The following is a 16,414-nucleotide window of genomic DNA, read 5'->3' on the forward strand; positions in this document are numbered from 1 at the left end:
CAGTTTCAGCATACCTGTATATACAGGGTAAACACTGAAAAATCCGACTCATGCGAGGAGGTGACGATCTTGAGCAAGAACGAGGCCAGGGAGGATGGCGACTTCTCGGGTGGCCCCGGGTGGCAGAAATTACTCCTGATTTGATAGCTATCAGCGCAATAAATACCTGCGCTACAGAGCAAAACGACTATGAATTTGCCTTGTAAGGCCTGCCATGGCCCTTGGTGCGGCCAGTTCTCCCGCGCACCAGGCCTGTGCGCTGCTCTGGCCGCGCCGGTGCGACGCCACCTGCCGGCGCGCAGGCCAGCCTGTCTATGCCGCTGGCGGGCGGCCTATTCCACCACCGGCAGACGCACGGTGACCGACAGGCCGGGCTCTGCATTGCGCATGTTCAGCTGCCCATCGTGCGCTTGCGCCACCAGGCGGCACAGGTACAAGCCCAGCCCCACGCCACCGGTGGCGCGCTGGCGTGCGGTGTCCGGCCGATAGAACGCCTGGGCCAGGTGGGGCAGGTGCTCGGGGGGCACGCCGCGCCCATGGTCACGCACCTCCAGCTCCAGCACCCTGCCCTCATCCACCAGCCGCAGGTGCAGTTCGGGCGGGAAGGCGCCCGACTCGCTGTGGCGCAGGCTGTTGTCCAGCAGGTTGCGCAGCAGCAGCCGCAGGCGGGATCGGTCGAGCCGTACTGCGGGCAAGTCCGGCGCTGTGTGCAAGGCAATGTCTGCGGCGCCCGCATGGCGGGAGCACAGGTCGGCCACCACTTCGCGCGCCAGCTCGGCCACGTCGGTGGGCTCGCGGTGCAGCGCCGCATGGCGGCCCGCGAGGCGCTCGCTTTCCAGCAGGTCCGTGATGAGGCCTGCCATCTCGCCCAGGTCACGCATCAGCGCCAGGCGTTGGGGTTGCACGTCGGCCGTTTCGGGCAGCAGCTCGGTGTTCAGGCGAGCCCGCGTGAGAGGGCTGCGCAACTCATGGCTCATCGCCAGCAGCAGCGCGCGCTTGGCCTCCAGCATCTGGTGGATGTCATCCCCCATGGTGTTGATGGTCTCGGCCAGCTGGCCCAGCTCGTCCGGCCGGTGGGCATGCCGCACCGGGATGGGCTGGGCAAAGTTGCCGTTGCCAAAACGCTGCGCCCCCTGGCGAATGTCATCCAGCGGCCGCAGCAGATGCCGCACATACACATAGGCCAGCGCCGTGAGCAGCAGCAGCACGGTGAGCGTGCCCCACGCAATGCGCGGGCGCTTGTCCCAGGACAGCGCGTTCAGCCCGAACTCGATGTGGTGCCCATCGGCCGTCGTGCGGCGCAGCAGGCTGTGTCCGTTCTCGTCACCGGTCCAGCGGCTTTCCTGGCGGACCTTGTCGCTCATCCAGTCAGGGTTCTGCTGATCGGGGTGCGAGGCCCAATGGATCTGCGGGCCGTCGATGCGCAAGGTCAGCGGCAGGCGGCTGGCGATTGCCTGCGCGCGCTCAATGCTTGGCGGGCTGCCAATCTCGGCCGCCAAGCGGTCCACATAGTCCATCAACAGCGGCCGAGCGGCTTCGCGCCAACCCACAGACACGGCCTTTTGCACACCGCCCATGAACGTGACCGCCACGGCCACGGCCAAGGCCATGAACACCAGCACCAGCCGAATGCGCAGCGAATGCCCCACCGCGTGGCGCGCCCGGCGGTGCCAGGGGCAGTTCGGGTCGTGAACGGGAGAACAAATCTTCTTCATGGGGCAGCGCGACGCAGGGCCAGGGAATAGCCCACATTGCGCAGCGTCTTGATGCAGTCCAGCGGCTCCAGCTTTTTGCGCAACCGGCTCACCACGATGTCCACCGCGCGGGTGTACAGCTCAGCCTCATGACCGCGCAGCTGGTTCAGGATGTCGTCCCGGCTGAAGACTTTGCCCGGCTCGCGCGCCAGCAGGTGCAACAGGTCGAACTCCGTGCCGGTCAGCTCCACCACCACGCCGTGGCGCTGTACGCTGCGGCGCGCGGCATCGATGGACAGGCCCTCAAACTCCAGTGAGCCCGCTGCAGCGCCCAGCCCCGGTGCCCGGCGCCGGCGCAACACCGTCTGCAGGCGTGCCACCAACTCGCGCGGCTCGAAGGGCTTGGGCAGATAGTCGTCGGCCCCCAGCTCCAGCCCCACCACACGGTCCATCACCTCGCCGCGTGCGGTCAGCATCACGATGGGCAGGTCGCCCTGCTTGCGGATGGTGCGGCACAACTCGAAGCCGTCCATTTCCGGCAGCATGACGTCGAGGATGGCCGCGTCGAAGCCGCCGGCTGTCAGTTGCGCCAGGCCATCGCTGGGCCGAAGGGCGTGCACTAGCTCCAGCTCAAAACGCTGGAAGTAAGTGGCCAGGGGCGCGCCCAACTGCGCGTCGTCGTCAATCAGCAATATGCGGTGCATGAGCAATTCTCACACCGTCAGGCGCGCTCCCCACGAGGCTTATCGACAGAAGCGCCTGCCGCACACAATGCGCGGTGCCGCACGATGAGCCGGCGTAAACGGCCCTGCGCACCAGCGTGCAGCGCGTCAAAATGGTCGGCAGCCGCCAGCAAGGCGGGCAGCGCGTGGGCTGCCACCGAGGGCTGGCGGGCTACCAGGCCCATCGCATGCTCGCGGTCAAAGCGCGGCCCCCAGACCAGAGACATCAGCTCATCGTGAGGCTCCGGCACCCCCGACAGCAGCGCAGGCCCGTGCACACGAACGCCTTGGGCGAGGCGGTGGATAGGTTCCAGCGTGGGTGACATGCAATGCTCCCTGCCCTTTAGCCGCGGGCCATCCAGCCCTTGCGCCGCTGCATCAGCTCGCGCACTTTTTGCTGTTGGTCTGGGTTCAGACTGTCATAGAAGTCAGCCATCGCGTTGACCACTGCCGGGCTGTGGGCCTGCACCGCGCGCGTCTTGTCTTCAAGCAGCGACTGCGCCCGCGCCCGGTCAAACTTGTCGCCCGCGACAATGGCCTGCACCTCGGCACGGGGGTCTGCCGTCTTGCCGATGAACGCCGCACGCTGGGCCTCCAGCTGATCGGCCAGCGCATTGAGTTTGGTCTTTTGCGCCTCGTTCAGGTCGAGCTTGCTACTCACCCGGTCCACCATCTTGCCGCGCACTTCGGCCATCTTTTCCGCAGTCATCGGGCCGCGCTGATGGTGCCCGCTGGAGCAGGCCGTCAGCCCACCCACCGCGATGGACGCACCAAAAATGCCCATCAGCGTTTTCTTGATCCAGGGTTTCATGATGCAGTCCTTTCAAAGACGGTATGGAACATGACCCTGATGGTGCCCGCGGCGGCCTGGAACGTGGTCTCGACCCAGTTTCGGTTTATTTCATTTTGTTTCTTGGGCGGCGTTGGCGAAAGAGGCTGGCGGGTCGCCTATTTTGCAGATGCCAATATGTGGGCTCGCTTTGTCTGGTGTTTCCCGTGCGAAGCCGAGGCACGCAGCACTGCACATTGACGCGGAGAGACTGAATCACGGCTTTCCATGGCGGAAGCAGCAGCGGGCATGAGCGGATCGAGCAGATACCGCGAAAAGCCTCGCTCGGACGCTCAAAAACCGTAAAAAAGGAAAAACCCCCAACCGTGACCGGTTGGGGGTTTGTATTTGGTGGAGCTGGCGGGAATTGAACCCGCGTCCGCACATTATCTGGCGCCGCATTCTGTCAATCGGTGCGAAATCCGTGCGAATTCGGCCTATCCACACGACACCGACAGACACCGACAATTGTTAGAAATTGAAACAGGACGAGACATCCGCCGAGGGCACAATCCCCCGCCATGGCAGCCCAAAACATCGTTGATCTCCCCCCACACCACCCAGGCATGGCCGAACTGCACCGCCGGGTGTCGAATGCCTTCCGCGTGCACTGGATCAAGTTCCCAGGAACGAGGCCGCAGAAGCTGGTCCTGACCCAGAAACAGGCCGATGACCTGCGGCTGACGCAGCTGTATGGGGGTGTCTCCATACCTGGATACGCCCCAGAGGTGGGCAAGTTCAATGACTGCCCGGTGGAAGTGTCAGAAACTACGGCAGGGGTGCTGGTGGCGCATGACGGCACAGAAATGCCGCTGGCCGCCTTCGACAAGATGCCCACGGCCTGAGCGCTACTTCGGCCACGCCTCCCGCAGCGCATCAACCTTGGCCTGGCAGTCGTAGTACATGCGCACCGTGAGCGTCGCCCAGGGCAGAACTTCCCGCCCGGTGACGCCTGTCAGCCGCTCAAGAGCTGGGCAGCTTGAGTCCAAGTTTGCCGGGATTGGGATTGCCTGAGATTTGCTCGTTGAGGACGCGCAACCCGTCAGCATCCATGCACTGATTGAGATACACAGGGCGATCAATAAACTCTTTGACCGTGACGGTGACAGTGCGGTATTTGGTTTCATTGGCGGTCCTCTTGCTTTCAAAAGTGCTGCTTGATGCCTGCGCGCGCTCGTTGGCGCGGTGCAGGTCTTTCGCCTCTTGCTCGAGGCGCTGCTTTTCGGAGGCGTCCCAGCGCCAGCCCTGCGTTTTCCATCCGCCACCGAAGCCGACAGCAAGGGCCACAAGTGCGGTGGCTGCGTAGGTGTAGAGGCCTGCGATCATGATTTCCCCTCACATACCGCCCGCTCTGCTGCGCGACGACGAACCAGGCCGGGAAGCTCTTTCCCGCCAGCCAAGGTCCAGCGGGATAACTCGGCGCAGGCCCCGGCCATGTCCCCAGCGCTTGCCTTGCGCACCAGGGTTGAGCCGCAAAAAGCACTGTTACCCACGTTGAAGGCGAACGACAGGAACGCGGCTTTCTGCCCATCGGTCAGCGGGCGCTTGATGCAGTCGATGGCCTCGGTGTGCTTGAGCAGGTCGCCCATCAGTTGCGCATCGCATTCCTCCTGAGTGAAGGTCTGCCCCATCCGCAACTCTGGCCCGGTGTGACCAGTGCAGCTGGTGATGATGCCGATTGGGTCGCGGTAGGTGCGGTACACCGTGCCCTCGAAGTGCGCCACCAGTGGGAGCGCAAGGGCTAGCGCCCCGCCGCCGATCTTGGCGGCCAGTCTTTGGCGCGGCGTCATTTAGGACTCACTCCGCCCTTGAGCGCGGCCCAGAACGCGGCAATCGACGCTCCCAACCCCACCACATACCCCAGCGGCTTTGCGGCCTTGCCGATCCAGGTAAGCACCTTCATGGCGCCTTTCCAGCTCTCGAACACATCCAGCATTTCCGCCGTGTTGGCCTCGATGCGTTTTGTGGCGTTGGTGTTCTCTGCCAACTCCACGCGGAACTGGGCCTGCTCCAGCTTTATCGCTGTCACTTCGTCTGTGAGTGAGTCCATGCGCTTGTCTCCTTCGGCGAGTTCGTCGTGGATCTGCTGCAGGTTTTCATCGTTCATCAGGCCCTCCCAGGCAAAACAGACCAAGTGACTGGCGCCCGCAGGTCTGCGCCTGGAATCGGGAACCACAGTTGTGCACCGTCCGACTCGCGCCAGAGGTTGCTGATTTCGTAGCCGACACGGACCACAACAGGGATGAACAGGAGCTTGTCCTGTGCGATGACCTGCCATGCGTCGCCGCAGCGGTACACGGTGGCGCCATTGCCGCGCCACACCTGCACACCGGTGGACAGGTCTACCGGGACACCGAGGCGCCAAGCGCGGTACTCCCCGGCGTTTCGCCTGTACCAAGCCTTGCGGCTCTCTGGGGAACGTGGATGCGTACCGGGTAGCCAGTAGTTGGCCGCCACCGCCTGCGCGTCTGCCGGGTCCAGCCACTGGCCCGGCGCGGGGCGACCGCCCTCGGGTGTCTCCACCCACGGCACGTTGTCGCCGTGCGCGGTGATGTTGACCATGGGCGCTATGTCCCAGTCGGCCAGGTCGGGGCGCACGTCCACCAGGCGCTCGGCCGCCCAGGGCAGCAGCCGGGCGATCTTGCCCGCCTTGAACAGGCGCACGCGCCACTTTGCCCAGGTGAGGCCCTGCGCGCGCTCGCGGGCGCCCTCCAGGGCGGCGATGGCGACCGGGTGGTAGTGATCTGGCACACCGGCCGCCCGCAGGTGCTTGATGTAGTTCATGGGGTTCCTTCAGGCAAAAGAAAACCCGCCAGAGCGGGTTTGAGGGGGTTGCTGTGGGTACATGCTGAGCAGCAGCGCCGCCAGCCCGTTGGGGCCCAATCGCCAGGGCTCCAGGACGCCCAACGCTGCGGCCAAGGCCTCACTGCAAAACCAGCCCTCGGGCGCCTCGCGCACCAGCCAGAAGACGAAGCGCAGGTTGCCGGGCAAGTCGTAGGGCTCGCCCTCGTGCGCCTCAAACCAGGCGCGTGCAGCGGGCTCCAGGTGGTCGGGCAGTTCAATGAAGTCCCAGTGGTCCGGGTCGTAGTCGATGCGCTTGAAGCGCACACCGCCATCCATCCAGCTGGCGCTGGCGCTCATGCCATCGGAGAACACCAGCTCGCAGTGGCTGTAGGGGCCGCGGTCCACCCACTGCACGGCGTGGCTGTAGATGCCTTGCACGCCGGGGCGGGTGGCCTTGTAGAAGGCGGCGCGCATCAGGGCCCCTTGTAGCGCTCGATGTCGGTAATGGGCGCGGTCAGGATCTGCTCTGCCCTGCCCGCAGCCAGCAGGCCAGCCGCCTCCAGCGCCTGCACACCGGCCTGCAGATCCGCGCGGGCCAAGTCGATATATGTGGCGTCCTGCTGGTCTTTCAGATCCGCGCGCAACGCCGCCGCCTGCTGCCGCTGAGCAAGGGGCGCGGCGGGGTTGTCGAGAGCCGCCATTTCAATGGCCACCTTCTCCGCGCGCGTGAATCGGTTGCGAAAGGCCAACTTCGTGATGTGGGGCGGTGGGGATGTGGGCTCATCCTGCACCGCCGCCACCCGCCACGCTCCTGGATAGTGCTGCTCTGCAAACTCTTCGTCAGCCAAGATGGTGTTGATGACGGTTTCACCGTCCAAGATTTCGATGCGCATCATTGATCCTTCACGATTCTGAGACTGACATAGCCAGGGCCGCCAGGCCCACTGAGGCCAGACCCAGATCCGCCGCCGCCACCGCCCCAGCCGCCAGCACCGCCTTTAGCTGATCCAGCGCCACCGCCAGCAAAGGATCCGCCAGCGCTACCGTCTCCGCTGCTGTTGCCGTTGCCACCTTTGCCGACGTTACCTGTCGGGTAGATGCCAAAGGTGAGGATGTTGATGGTGTTGACCGGATCCACTGCAATGCCGGGGGTTGCCGTCGAAGCGATGCCGATGCTTCCGCCCGCACTGGCATCACTCGCGCTCAACGACGATGACCGCCCCTTGCCGTTGCCGGTCACATTGACTGCTGCGCCGCCCGTGCGCCCACCGATACCTCCAGTCGTCATGGCGCCCGACTGAAGCCCTGGATACCAAACATCAGCCCCCGTGATCGCGGACACCACCGTGGCAGGATTGAGCGCTGCAAAACTTGCCGAAGCTGGTCCGCCCTCGCCGCCGGTAGCCGTCAGGATGGTGACGCCGTTGAGCGTGACGGTCGTCGTTCCGCCGTTGTTGCCAGCAACCCCGCTACCCGTCACGCCGGCCGCAGCGGCGGGAATGGTGATGGCCAGCACATCGCCAGCAGCCATACTGATTTGCTTGATACCCCACGGCCCGGAATTCCCCCCCAGCGCCACATTGCCCGCCCCACCAGATCCGCCTGGTGCCTGCACCACCAGGTTGACGGTCAGCGCAAACGGCGCTGTGAAGGTGCCGCTTACATCAAAGTTGAGCGTGAAGGCCGTGGCGCCGTTGCTGCCGCCTCCAATGTTGTCCAGCGTGTTGAGAGTGTTCGGCATCAGATAAGCCCTCGGGTTGCGTCTTCGTAGGTGCGGTCGAGCTGGCGATAGCCAGCCGTCACCACGTAGCTGCCGCGCGTCAGCGTGCGGTCCTTGGTGGTGCCGAAATTGATGGTGTAGGTGCCAGCGCCGATGGCCTCGCGCACGCCGAAGTAGTCACCCTTCACCCAGGTGACGCCGGTCATGTTGAGCGTGATGCCAGTGGCGCCGATGATGTAGCGCACGCCTGGCACCACCGTGGTGTTGCTGGTGATGTACTGGGTTGGCGCCACGCCGGTGTCCAGGGCGGTCCATGACGCGGACACACCTGGCACTGCTGCCGTCACATCCGCCAAGTCAGCCAGCAGCAGCCAGAACCGCCCGTTGTCTTTCACGGTGGCAGGCTTGAGCAGTGGGCCCGTCAAGCTGGACCAGAGCCCTTTGAAGTTGGCCGCGCCCAACACCACAGCCTGCACGTCGGCAGCTGATGCTGCAGCAGAGGATGCGGCATTTGCCAGCGACTGCGTTTCTGTCGCGTTGCTGTTGACGTTGGCAGCAAGCGCATTCATCTGTGTGCGGTAGGCGCCGCTCAGAGCCTGCTGGAACGGGTACGCCCGCGAATCGAACGTAGCGCGGTCGTTGGGGTCTGGCGCCGTGGGAAGCGCATCGACCGGAGTTGGGGCAACGATTGCCATTAGATAAGTCCTTTCACATTGACCTGCAGGGTGGCAATGCCGTAGCTGTCGTAGCTCATGGAGCAGCTGCCGATGCCAAAGACGTTCAGGCCGTCGAAGCCTTGGGAGGTAGTGGCGATCCACGACACCGGCACATCGAGCACCTGCTGCACGGTGGCCAGGGCGGCGTCTGCCTTCTGGCGCGGGATGACAACTGATGCGCGCAGGTTGGTGGCCTTCCCGCGCCGCTTGATGGTGGTGGTGCCGTCGTCGTTGGTTTTGATGTAGCTGTAGCTAGTTGGCTCTGCCGACGCGCCACCCGTGACACCGCCCCACTCCGCATCGCCGAGCAGCGGGGTGAGGTCGCCCACGTTGATCATTCCGATACCCACCGCCGCACCCGAGGCCGCAGTGACGGTGACGGTAAGTTCAGCCGTGGGACGGATGGGCAGATTGCTCAGCACCAGCTTTTGAATGGCACGGCGCTTGCCGAACATGTAGTCGTACCAGCCCGTGGGCGGTTCGGTGAGGCTCGCAGCGCCGGTGGCCGGGTAGCGATAGATTTCTGTGCCGCCGGGCGCATCCTTCACGCTCACCACGATCTGCGTGCCGGTGAGGCCGTACAGGCTGATAGCGTTGAAGTAGCCAGGGCTCAGCACGTAGGTGATGCTGGTGGTGGCCGTGGCGGCCGTGTTGGTATAGGTGTCGAACGGGGCATAGCGTTGGGTCGGTCCCGCGTCGAGCCAATAGGCCGTATCGACCTCAGGCAGAGCCGTGCGACCGGTGTGAGCCTGCACACATTCGTAGACGCGGTGCGTGGTTGCGCGGATGCGGCGGTCGCCCAACACATAGTTGCCAGCAGACACCCACGCCGTTTCGCCAGCCGCAGGCTCTGCAATGGTGGTGCCCGCGCCGATCATGGCGTCGGTGATGGTGATGGGGACGAGGATGTTCATACGGTTTCGTCCTCAACAAGCGCCATGGGCACCGGGGAAATCGGGTCGCCGTTGGTGGCGCGGCTGGTGTCCTGGGTGTGCCCCTCAATGGCTGCGAGACGGGTTTCTAGGCGAGCGTTTTGCTCTAGCAGCGCTGCCAAAAGCGCTTCCGTCTGCCCACCGCCACTCATGCCTGGATTGGCCGCCGGGTTGTAAGCCTTGGGCACGATGGCCTCACCCTCATGGATCTGAGCCAGCATGTCGCGCGGCACGTAGTTGGTGCCGACTGCGAATGCGGGAATGTTGTTGGCCTTGTACCAACGCTCCCAGTCCGATTCGTACAGGCCAGACAGGCCTGCAAGGTCTTCTGGGGTGAGCTTGTTGTCGGCGATCCACTTGTTCAAACCTTCCGCATCGCCAGTGCCGTCAAAGGCGTGATACCCAGCGGCATACTTGTCGAGCCGCTTTTCCTGATCGAGGCTCACGCCTGCATAGATGGTGCCGCCCGTGTAGCCGCCCACTGGCGTCTGATACTTAGTCGAGGTGTTTGCCCCAGGGCCAAAGGCCGTCCCCCCAGCACCGGTAGGCCCTCCTGCGCGACCAGATCCACTTGCAGAACTGGCCGAAGAAGCCTTCGGGAACATCAGCGCCTCAAGATCCTTGATGGCTTCAGTGACGCTCAGGGTGGCTTCATACGTGCCGTTGGCGATGTCGATCTGCTGCTTCCAGTAGTCGAGCGTCTTGTCCAGCTGGTCGCTTTGGGCCTCCAGCTCCTTCACCGTGCGCTCAGCGCTGGTGAGCTGCTTGCCGGTCAGGCCTCCCAGCTCCGACAGTTTTCCGGCCAGCACCAGGCGGTCGCGGTCCAGCTCGAACTGGCTGGCGTAGCCAGCGGAGTCCAGACCGCCACGCGCGGCGCTGATGGCGTCGGCCAGTTGGGTCTGGTCGGGCAGGTAGCCCGTGGTGCGGGCGGTGGCCAGCGCCTGGGTGATGAAGTCGTTGCCCTGCACGGCCAGCATGGCGCGGGTGGAGTCCACCTCGCCATACAGCTCCTGCACGTTGGACTTGAGCAGGTCGAACAGGCCACTCATGGTGTCCGCCACTTCGCTCGCCACGTCGATCTGCGACTGCAGCGCCTCCTTCTCCTTGGCGATGGCGCGCTCCAGGCCGCGCAGGGCCTTGTCGCGGGCGTCGGCCTGCTCCTTGGCGATGCGGGCGGCTGCGTCGTCGGCAGACTCGTTCAGCTGTGCGAACGTGCCAGACAGAGCCAGCAGGGTGGCGGCCGTCTTGGACGCGTCCTTGCCAATGCCCAGCACCTCGGCGTTGACATCGATCAGTCCGGCAAGGCCTTTGTCGAACGCGGCCGGGTCCAGGCCTTTGGACGCCAGGTCACTGACGCCAGCTAGGAACCCGTTGAGCTTGCCAGCAAGGGCCGGGTCGGCAGGGCCGTTGCCTAGCAGCGCAGGATTGATGGTCGATACGAGGCTGCGGCCAGCGGCATCGGCCAGCGTGAAGCCGTCCTTGCCAGCGCCTGCCACGGCGTCGTTGATCTGCTTGGACAGGGAGGCGCGCGCCTTGTCCTGCACATCCACCTGCGCCAGGGTGTCTTCTACCAGGCGGCTGAATTCCTCGCGGTTCTTAGGCACGTCGATGCCCAGCGCTGCAAACTGCTTGTCCAACTGCTTTTGCAAGTTGGCGCGCTTTTGCTCGTCGGTGTAGAAGTTGTCGTAGTAGGTGTTCAGGTTGGCTTGCAACTTGTCAAAACCACCCGCAGCAGCGGCAAGGCCTGCAGCGGCGTCAAAGCCCATCTGCGCCAGCTCATCCAGGCCCATGGCCTCGAATGCGCTGGTGAGGTTTTGCACACCCACGATCTGGGCATTGATGGACTCCAGCAGCGCGTTGGCAGCCTCTTCGCTCAGTCCCTCGGCGTCCACGCCCTTGAGCATCTTTTTGACCGTCTCCGGGATGTCGGTGACGGACTGCAGCGCCTGGATGGTGGACTGCTTCAGGTCGAGCGTGAAGTTCTCCAGCGCGGTCTTGAAGTCGGGGCTGTTGGTGCTGAATTTCTCGTACAGCGTGCCCGCGTAGTTGTCGCCCTTTCCGCTCTCGCCGAAGGTGGTGCCATCGGACAAGATGCCGCCTGCAAACACGCCGCCCCGGCCCTTGCTGGAGGTTTCCAGGCCCGCAGAGAAACCGGTCAGCGTGGCCTTGCTGCCCAGCGCCTTCAGGAAGGCATTGATGCCGCTGGCCGTGCCCGACACCGCATCGCGAATAGCCTGCTCGTTCTGCACCGGGTCGCCTTCCAGGCGGTAGGCCTGGCCCGCGATCAGCGCGTTGCGCTGGCCGTTGGAGAAGTCGCGGTCGAACTGCTGGCCTTGGTAGGTGTAGGTCTGGCCCCGGCGCTGGTTGGTCACGGTGCCGTCGAACGATACGCCGAACTGGCCGCCGGTGCGGGTTTCACCTTTGGTGCTTTTGAGCAAGGAATTGAGCACCAGCAAACCACCGCCGACCAAGGCAAGCGGACCCGCCAGCGTGCCAAGGCCCCCAGCGATGTTGCCCGCACCGATTGCGGTTGTGCCTGCGCTGATCGTGCCAGCCAGCCCAGCCTCTCCGAACAAGCCGGACAGGCCAGCACGCAGGCCCATGCCGAATGTGCCGGTCAGAGCAGACAGGCCGCTGGCAGCGCTACCGATGGTGCCCAGCGCAGAGCCGCCAGACGCAGCGCCTGCCACTGCCTGGGCCGCACCTCCTCCAACCAGGCCCAGCAGGTTGCCGACGATGTTCACCACGAATGGCTGAGCGAACATCTTGTAGATCTGGTCGGCGACCGTGGTTTTGAAGGTCGTGACCAGCGAGCGAGTGAAACTCTTCCAGCCATCCTTGCCGTTGTTCAGCATGTCGGCGAAGCCCTGGCGGAAGATGTCGTCGTATTTGCCGACGGAGGTCTTCCATTCGTCCAGGAATGCCTTGTTCGCAGCATTCGCCTTGGCTATGGATGCGCTGGCCTGCAGCTTTGCGATGTCGGCTGCCTGCTTGTCTGTGTCGGCCACGTTGGCCTTCACGAAGGCAATCTTCTGCTCCAGGTCGAGCTGGATGCGAAGCTGCTCCAGAGCGGTCGTGCGTGCCTGCTCCGACATTCCCATGAGGCCGATTTCGGCCTGCAGCAGGCGGTTGCTGTCCTCGATGCCTTTGGCGTATTCGTACACCATCTGGGCAGCGCGGTTCTCGCCCTGCGCCTTGGCCAGCTCGCGCATGGCCTGGATCTGATCGCGCGCGGCGCGGCCCAGGTCGCCCAGCGCGCCTGCCTGATCTGCCCACGCGGCTTGCATCTTGAGCGCCAGCGGGATGCTGCTCTCCAGCTGCTGCTGGTTGAACACGCGCAGAGCGTCCCCGGTGAGACCGATGGCCTTGCCTTCCAGCTCTGCCATGCGCACCTGCTCCATGGCGGCGCGCGAAGCCTTCTCTTGGCCCGCAACGCGGGCTTCCAGGGCATCCAGGGACTTGGCGTCAGCAAGCGCGGACTCAGCACGCAGCTTCGCGATGTTCTGCTCGTAGTCCCGCTCGGCGTCCTGCATCTGGCCCGTGATGCGCGCCACCTCGGCCTGCGAGGTCTTCTTCTTGGCGGCCTGGGCCAGCTCTGCTTCAAAGTTGGCCTTGCGTTGGGCCCAGACTTCTTCTTCCTTGGCCAGGCTCTCGTCAATGGCGTCCAGCTCGGACTTGCCGCCCAGCTTTACGAGCAAAGCCTGCGCGTCGTAAAACGCCTTGCGGCTGTCCAGGATGGCCTTGTCGTTGTTCTTGTAGGCCTGGAGCTGGGCCGCCAGAGAGTCGTTCAGGGCCGCGTTTGCGCCAGCATCGGGCTTGGCCGTGCCGCTGTCCTTGATCAGCTTGGCAACCTGCTTCTGGTAGTCGGCCAGCCCGATCAGGCCGTTCTTGTACCCGGCGTACAGCGCATTCAGGTCTTTGTAGAAGCCGTCCTTGACCCCGGAAAGACCATTTACGACCTTGGCCATGGCCGCCTGAACGCCGGCAACACGCTCGTTTTCTGCCGTGATGGATTGCGTGCGGGTCGGGAATCCAGACTGATCGCGCGGATCCTTGGGCCCGGCGCCGGTCAGCTTGTCCTGCTCATCCTTCGCGCGCCGCAACTCCTTGATGTACTCCTGCAATTGGAAGTAGGAGTTCTGGATGTAGATGTTCTTGCTCTTGTCATCCCCACGGGCCTGAAGGCGGACCATTTCCGCCTCAGCCTGTTTCAGTGCATTTCCGGTTTCGACAGCGCTGTAACTGAAGGCCTGCAGCGGGTTGATGAACTTGAGCACCGCGCCAGATCCAGCCGCCAACTGACCGAAGAACCCGGCGCCCTGGGCGCGCGCGCGCTCCATGGATGTGGAAACGCCGTCGAGGCCATCTGCAAGGATCTCGTACTGACCAGCCACGAACTTGCTGATACCACTGTCCCCGGCGTTCTGCTTGATGCGGGTGAACGCCGCATCTACGCGGTTGACCGAAGCGTCTAGACGAGTCGCAGCCTTCTCGGCGGCACCGCCAAGGTTTTCCTCCAGGGCCTTCGCGAACTTTGGCAGGAAGTCGTTTGCCACCACCTCGCCGCGCTCGAGCATCTTGCCGAGTTCGGCCGTGGTGACGCCCATGGCTTTGGCTGCGATCTGAAAAGCACCTGGCAGGCGCTCGCCAAGTTGACCGCGCAGCTCTTCAGCCTGCACTGTGCCCTTGCTGATCATCTGCTGCAGGGCCAGCAGAACGCCGCTCGTCTGGTCGGCGGACAGCCCCATCACGGCACTAGCCTTGGCGATTGACTCAAAGACCGCGCGGGCCTTCTGGCCTTCGAGCGCCGTCCCCTTTGCTGCAGCCTGGAATCCTGCGTAGGCTTGCGCTGTGGAGTTGAACTGCAAACCGAGTTCTTTGGTCACCACGCGCAGGTAGGCGATCTCCTGAGCACCACGGCCGCCACTGGCGAAGTCCAGCGTGGTCTGGAACCGCTGAGCCGCAGCGCTGGCCTCATAGATGGCCTTCGTGGTCTCGGCAACACCACGGACCAGCGCACTCCCGATGAAGGCGGTAGCACCAGCACTGGCCAAAGCCAGCATTGACTGCGATGCACCCTCCGAAGCGGTCTTGAGGCCCTTGACGCCACTGGCGGCCTTTCCGCCGGCCTGGTCCAGCTTGTCCAAGGCGGTCGCTTTAGCGGCCAGGGACTCCACGGCGGCGGTGGACGCCGCAACTGCACGGCGGAATTCCTCCATGGACTTGGCGGCAGCCAGGTTGGATGCGTTGACCGCTCCAAACCCAGCCTGCAACCCAGTCAGGGCTGCCGCCTCTGCCCGAACCGAAGCAGCCACTTCCGTCGCCGCTGTTGCAAGGCTGCGAAAACCCTTGTCGGCGGCAGTCGATGCGGAGCCCAAACTACGCATCCCGGTGGATGCCGTAGCGGCGGCTTTGCCCAACGCATCGAGCCCAGCGCTACCGCCCTTGCCAATGGATTTGACGGACTTCTCGGCTTCGGTGGCAGAAGCCTCTACCTTCTTCAGGCCATCAGCCGCTGGCGCTGCCTTCTTGGCGACATCATCAAGACCCTTGCCAGCGCTGTCGCCGAGCGATTTCAGGCTCTTCCCGGTGCGCTCAGTGGCGCCCTCGATGCCAGCCATGGCCTTTTCAACGGGCGCACCTTTGCTCGCCAGGACGTCGAGGGCCTTGATCCCCCTTTCCACGCCACTGGTATCCATCCCGAGACCGATGGATTCGATTTCTTGCGTCATGCGAGCGCCCAAAGAAAAAGGCCCGCCAAAAGGCGAGCCTTGAAATGAAAAAACCCGCCGAAGCGGGTTTGTGCAGTGTCTATTTGCTCACTGGGGGATCAGCGCCGTCCCGCAGTGTTTGCACTTGCGTGCGTCTCTGCGCACCAACTCCCGGCAATCCGGGCACCTGACGTGCGACTCGGCGGTGATCTTCTCGCCAGTCTCATCAACCGCTGCTGCCGCCTGCCCAAGCTTTGGGAACACCAGCACCAGGATGAGGCCGATCAATGGCGACAGCAGAGCAGCGATCAGAAACCAGGCGAACCCGCTGCGCCCGCGCGAACTGGCGATCACGCCGATGACTATTGAGCACACCAACCAACCCAAGAAGATTTCCATATCCCCTCCATGTAGAAGCCCACATGGTAGCGAATCAGTCCTTCCGGTTCATCTCGTCCAGGGCCGCGCGCTCGATCACCTGCAGCTCCGCAAAGATGGCGTCACGCTCAGCTTCTGTCTTGTTGCGGTGCAGGCTGGCCAGCGTGGCGAACACCGCCTGGTAGTCCAGCCCTGGCGCACCGCCCATCCCGCCGACCCGCCACTGGGTGGAGACTGCCACGAACGACCGGTATGCGTCTTCGTGCTCAGGCCAAATTTCTACGATCTTGTCAGGGTAATCCGAGGGCTTCAGCCCCCAGACCGCCAGCTTCTTGGCATCGAGCGGTTTCTCGTAGATGGCCCGCCCGATGTCACTCAGTTTTTTGTGCGGGTGCCCTCGCGCGTCTCGTTGTAGGCCTTGAACACTGCCTCGGCCGATCCAGGGTACTGGTCGCACATTTCGGTGAGGCTGGCAACGGAGAGGGTGTCGTCCAGGTCCCAGTGTGTCACGATCTTGGAAATCAGTTCGCCGCTGAACTTGGCTTTCAGGGTTTCGAACTCACTGCCCTTGATGGGCTTCATTAGCGCAAGGATTTCCTTCTCGCGCTCTTCCTCTGTCGTGGCGACCTTGGGGGCATTCTGCGAGGCGATGGTGTAGGCGCGCGTGGCCTCCACCTTTGCAGCGTCAAACAACTCCTGGGTAGCCTTGCTGATCGCTTCAGCATGCGCCTCGCGCAACTTCGCCCATTCGGTGGATGGGAGGTACTTCGCCTCGAAGTTGATCTCGCATGGCCCATGTGGGGTCGGAACTTCGACCTTCATGGGGAACGACTTGGGGGCGGCCTTGCCGATGACGAGTTTGGTTGCCATGGTGATGGTTCTTTCGAGGGAGAGAAAAAACGCCCGTGCCCAGCCCTGCCGCCCCCTC

Annotated in this window: 19 protein-coding genes; 2 read left to right on the forward strand and 17 right to left on the reverse strand. The window is 63.9% G+C overall.

All coding sequences use genetic code 11. From position 1 onward, the window contains the following. Positions 1-332: 332 nt before the first annotated feature. Genes ACOYR4_RS12810 through ACOYR4_RS12825 form a run of 4 tightly spaced genes read right to left on the reverse strand, consistent with a single transcriptional unit; the run spans position 333 to position 3,227 of the window. Entirely contained in the window at positions 333-1,715 is a 1,383-nt protein-coding gene (locus tag ACOYR4_RS12810; RefSeq protein WP_422846849.1) for a sensor histidine kinase, read from the reverse strand. Further along, the gene (locus ACOYR4_RS12815) at positions 1,712-2,398 is read right to left on the reverse strand and encodes a response regulator transcription factor (RefSeq protein WP_422846850.1); all 687 of its coding nucleotides are present in this window, start codon (positions 2,396-2,398) and stop codon (positions 1,712-1,714) included. Before ACOYR4_RS12815 ends, ACOYR4_RS12810 begins: the two co-directional genes overlap by 4 nt. A 17-nt stretch (positions 2,399-2,415) precedes the next feature. Further along, positions 2,416-2,742 carry a hypothetical protein gene (locus ACOYR4_RS12820; RefSeq protein ID WP_422846851.1) on the reverse strand — a complete coding sequence of 109 codons (327 nt, stop codon included), beginning with the start codon at positions 2,740-2,742 and terminating at the stop codon, positions 2,416-2,418. A 17-nt stretch (positions 2,743-2,759) separates the two neighbouring features. Next, entirely contained in the window at positions 2,760-3,227 is a 468-nt protein-coding gene (locus tag ACOYR4_RS12825; RefSeq protein ID WP_209820163.1) for a Spy/CpxP family protein refolding chaperone, read from the reverse strand. A 30-nt stretch (positions 3,228-3,257) separates the two neighbouring features. On the opposite strand from ACOYR4_RS12825, the gene ACOYR4_RS12830 reads away from it, so the two are divergent. Both ACOYR4_RS12830 and ACOYR4_RS12835 read left to right on the forward strand, forming a co-directional pair. Then, positions 3,258-3,446, forward strand: coding sequence for a hypothetical protein (locus ACOYR4_RS12830; RefSeq protein WP_422846852.1), 189 nt, complete (start codon positions 3,258-3,260; stop codon positions 3,444-3,446). A gap of 365 nt (positions 3,447-3,811) precedes the next feature. Beyond that, the gene (locus ACOYR4_RS12835; RefSeq protein WP_422846853.1) at positions 3,812-4,090 is read left to right on the forward strand and encodes a hypothetical protein; all 279 of its coding nucleotides are present in this window, start codon (positions 3,812-3,814) and stop codon (positions 4,088-4,090) included. Positions 4,091-4,208: 118 nt separating this feature from the next. On the opposite strand, the gene ACOYR4_RS12840 is transcribed toward ACOYR4_RS12835, so the two are convergent. From ACOYR4_RS12840 to ACOYR4_RS12900, 13 genes are all read right to left on the reverse strand, one after another. Then, entirely contained in the window at positions 4,209-4,571 is a 363-nt protein-coding gene (locus ACOYR4_RS12840; protein ID WP_422846854.1) for a hypothetical protein, read from the reverse strand. Beyond that, positions 4,568-5,035, reverse strand: coding sequence for a lysozyme (locus tag ACOYR4_RS12845; RefSeq protein ID WP_422846855.1), 468 nt, complete (start codon positions 5,033-5,035; stop codon positions 4,568-4,570). The genes ACOYR4_RS12840 and ACOYR4_RS12845 overlap by 4 nt, the downstream gene beginning before the upstream one ends. Next, positions 5,032-5,352, reverse strand: coding sequence for a hypothetical protein (locus ACOYR4_RS12850; RefSeq protein WP_422846856.1), 321 nt, complete (start codon positions 5,350-5,352; stop codon positions 5,032-5,034). Before ACOYR4_RS12850 ends, ACOYR4_RS12845 begins: the two co-directional genes overlap by 4 nt. Then, positions 5,352-6,029: a hypothetical protein gene (locus tag ACOYR4_RS12855; protein WP_422846857.1), complete on the reverse strand. Its 678-nt coding sequence runs from the start codon at positions 6,027-6,029 to the stop codon at positions 5,352-5,354. The genes ACOYR4_RS12850 and ACOYR4_RS12855 overlap by 1 nt, the downstream gene beginning before the upstream one ends. A 9-nt stretch (positions 6,030-6,038) precedes the next feature. Next, positions 6,039-6,503 carry a hypothetical protein gene (locus tag ACOYR4_RS12860; protein ID WP_422846858.1) on the reverse strand — a complete coding sequence of 155 codons (465 nt, stop codon included), beginning with the start codon at positions 6,501-6,503 and terminating at the stop codon, positions 6,039-6,041. Further along, entirely contained in the window at positions 6,503-6,922 is a 420-nt protein-coding gene (locus tag ACOYR4_RS12865) for a hypothetical protein (protein ID WP_422846859.1), read from the reverse strand. The genes ACOYR4_RS12860 and ACOYR4_RS12865 overlap by 1 nt, the downstream gene beginning before the upstream one ends. Next, a complete protein-coding gene (locus ACOYR4_RS12870) occupies positions 6,922-7,770 on the reverse strand; it encodes a hypothetical protein (RefSeq protein ID WP_422846860.1) in 849 nt (282 codons plus the stop codon). Before ACOYR4_RS12870 ends, ACOYR4_RS12865 begins: the two co-directional genes overlap by 1 nt. Next, positions 7,770-8,444, reverse strand: a complete 675-nt coding sequence (locus tag ACOYR4_RS12875; RefSeq protein ID WP_422846861.1) for a hypothetical protein — start codon at positions 8,442-8,444, stop codon at positions 7,770-7,772. The genes ACOYR4_RS12870 and ACOYR4_RS12875 overlap by 1 nt, the downstream gene beginning before the upstream one ends. Further along, entirely contained in the window at positions 8,444-9,379 is a 936-nt protein-coding gene (locus ACOYR4_RS12880; RefSeq protein WP_422846862.1) for a hypothetical protein, read from the reverse strand. The genes ACOYR4_RS12875 and ACOYR4_RS12880 overlap by 1 nt, the downstream gene beginning before the upstream one ends. Next, on the reverse strand, positions 9,376-15,129 hold the full coding sequence (locus ACOYR4_RS12885) for a tape measure protein (protein WP_422846863.1): 5,754 nt from the start codon (positions 15,127-15,129) through the stop codon (positions 9,376-9,378). Before ACOYR4_RS12885 ends, ACOYR4_RS12880 begins: the two co-directional genes overlap by 4 nt. A gap of 87 nt (positions 15,130-15,216) precedes the next feature. Continuing rightward, the gene (locus ACOYR4_RS12890) at positions 15,217-15,507 is read right to left on the reverse strand and encodes a zinc ribbon domain-containing protein (RefSeq protein ID WP_422846864.1); all 291 of its coding nucleotides are present in this window, start codon (positions 15,505-15,507) and stop codon (positions 15,217-15,219) included. A gap of 34 nt (positions 15,508-15,541) precedes the next feature. Continuing rightward, positions 15,542-15,943 carry a DUF1799 domain-containing protein gene (locus ACOYR4_RS12895; protein WP_422846865.1) on the reverse strand — a complete coding sequence of 134 codons (402 nt, stop codon included), beginning with the start codon at positions 15,941-15,943 and terminating at the stop codon, positions 15,542-15,544. Then, complete coding sequence (locus tag ACOYR4_RS12900; RefSeq protein WP_422846866.1) at positions 15,862-16,356, reverse strand: phage tail assembly chaperone; 495 nt, start codon at positions 16,354-16,356, stop codon at positions 15,862-15,864. The genes ACOYR4_RS12895 and ACOYR4_RS12900 overlap by 82 nt, the downstream gene beginning before the upstream one ends. Between the last annotated feature and the right edge of the window lie 58 nt (positions 16,357-16,414).

Source organism: Acidovorax sp. M14, from assembly GCF_049331375.1.
In the GTDB taxonomy this organism is placed as follows: Bacteria; Pseudomonadota; Gammaproteobacteria; order Burkholderiales; family Burkholderiaceae_C; genus Acidovorax.

What these genes read in the sequence shown, in the direction of transcription:
- ACOYR4_RS12825 (WP_209820163.1), bottom strand. Translation starts at nt 3,227, where the DNA reads ATGAAACCCTGGATCAAGAAAACGCTGATGGGCATTTTTGGTGCGTCC.
- ACOYR4_RS12845 (WP_422846855.1), bottom strand. Translation starts at nt 5,035, where the DNA reads ATGACGCCGCGCCAAAGACTGGCCGCCAAGATCGGCGGCGGGGCGCTA.
- ACOYR4_RS12870 (WP_422846860.1), bottom strand. Translation starts at nt 7,770, where the DNA reads ATGCCGAACACTCTCAACACGCTGGACAACATTGGAGGCGGCAGCAAC.
- ACOYR4_RS12830 (WP_422846852.1), top strand. Translation starts at nt 3,258, where the DNA reads ATGACCCTGATGGTGCCCGCGGCGGCCTGGAACGTGGTCTCGACCCAG.
- ACOYR4_RS12850 (WP_422846856.1), bottom strand. Translation starts at nt 5,352, where the DNA reads ATGAACGATGAAAACCTGCAGCAGATCCACGACGAACTCGCCGAAGGA.
- ACOYR4_RS12865 (WP_422846859.1), bottom strand. Translation starts at nt 6,922, where the DNA reads ATGCGCATCGAAATCTTGGACGGTGAAACCGTCATCAACACCATCTTG.
- ACOYR4_RS12900 (WP_422846866.1), bottom strand. Translation starts at nt 16,356, where the DNA reads ATGGCAACCAAACTCGTCATCGGCAAGGCCGCCCCCAAGTCGTTCCCC.
- ACOYR4_RS12820 (WP_422846851.1), bottom strand. Translation starts at nt 2,742, where the DNA reads ATGTCACCCACGCTGGAACCTATCCACCGCCTCGCCCAAGGCGTTCGT.
- ACOYR4_RS12885 (WP_422846863.1), bottom strand. Translation starts at nt 15,129, where the DNA reads ATGACGCAAGAAATCGAATCCATCGGTCTCGGGATGGATACCAGTGGC.
- ACOYR4_RS12835 (WP_422846853.1), top strand. Translation starts at nt 3,812, where the DNA reads ATGGCCGAACTGCACCGCCGGGTGTCGAATGCCTTCCGCGTGCACTGG.
- ACOYR4_RS12880 (WP_422846862.1), bottom strand. Translation starts at nt 9,379, where the DNA reads ATGAACATCCTCGTCCCCATCACCATCACCGACGCCATGATCGGCGCG.
- ACOYR4_RS12860 (WP_422846858.1), bottom strand. Translation starts at nt 6,503, where the DNA reads ATGCGCGCCGCCTTCTACAAGGCCACCCGCCCCGGCGTGCAAGGCATC.
- ACOYR4_RS12840 (WP_422846854.1), bottom strand. Translation starts at nt 4,571, where the DNA reads ATGATCGCAGGCCTCTACACCTACGCAGCCACCGCACTTGTGGCCCTT.
- ACOYR4_RS12890 (WP_422846864.1), bottom strand. Translation starts at nt 15,507, where the DNA reads ATGGAAATCTTCTTGGGTTGGTTGGTGTGCTCAATAGTCATCGGCGTG.
- ACOYR4_RS12810 (WP_422846849.1), bottom strand. Translation starts at nt 1,715, where the DNA reads ATGAAGAAGATTTGTTCTCCCGTTCACGACCCGAACTGCCCCTGGCAC.
- ACOYR4_RS12815 (WP_422846850.1), bottom strand. Translation starts at nt 2,398, where the DNA reads ATGCACCGCATATTGCTGATTGACGACGACGCGCAGTTGGGCGCGCCC.
- ACOYR4_RS12875 (WP_422846861.1), bottom strand. Translation starts at nt 8,444, where the DNA reads ATGGCAATCGTTGCCCCAACTCCGGTCGATGCGCTTCCCACGGCGCCA.
- ACOYR4_RS12855 (WP_422846857.1), bottom strand. Translation starts at nt 6,029, where the DNA reads ATGAACTACATCAAGCACCTGCGGGCGGCCGGTGTGCCAGATCACTAC.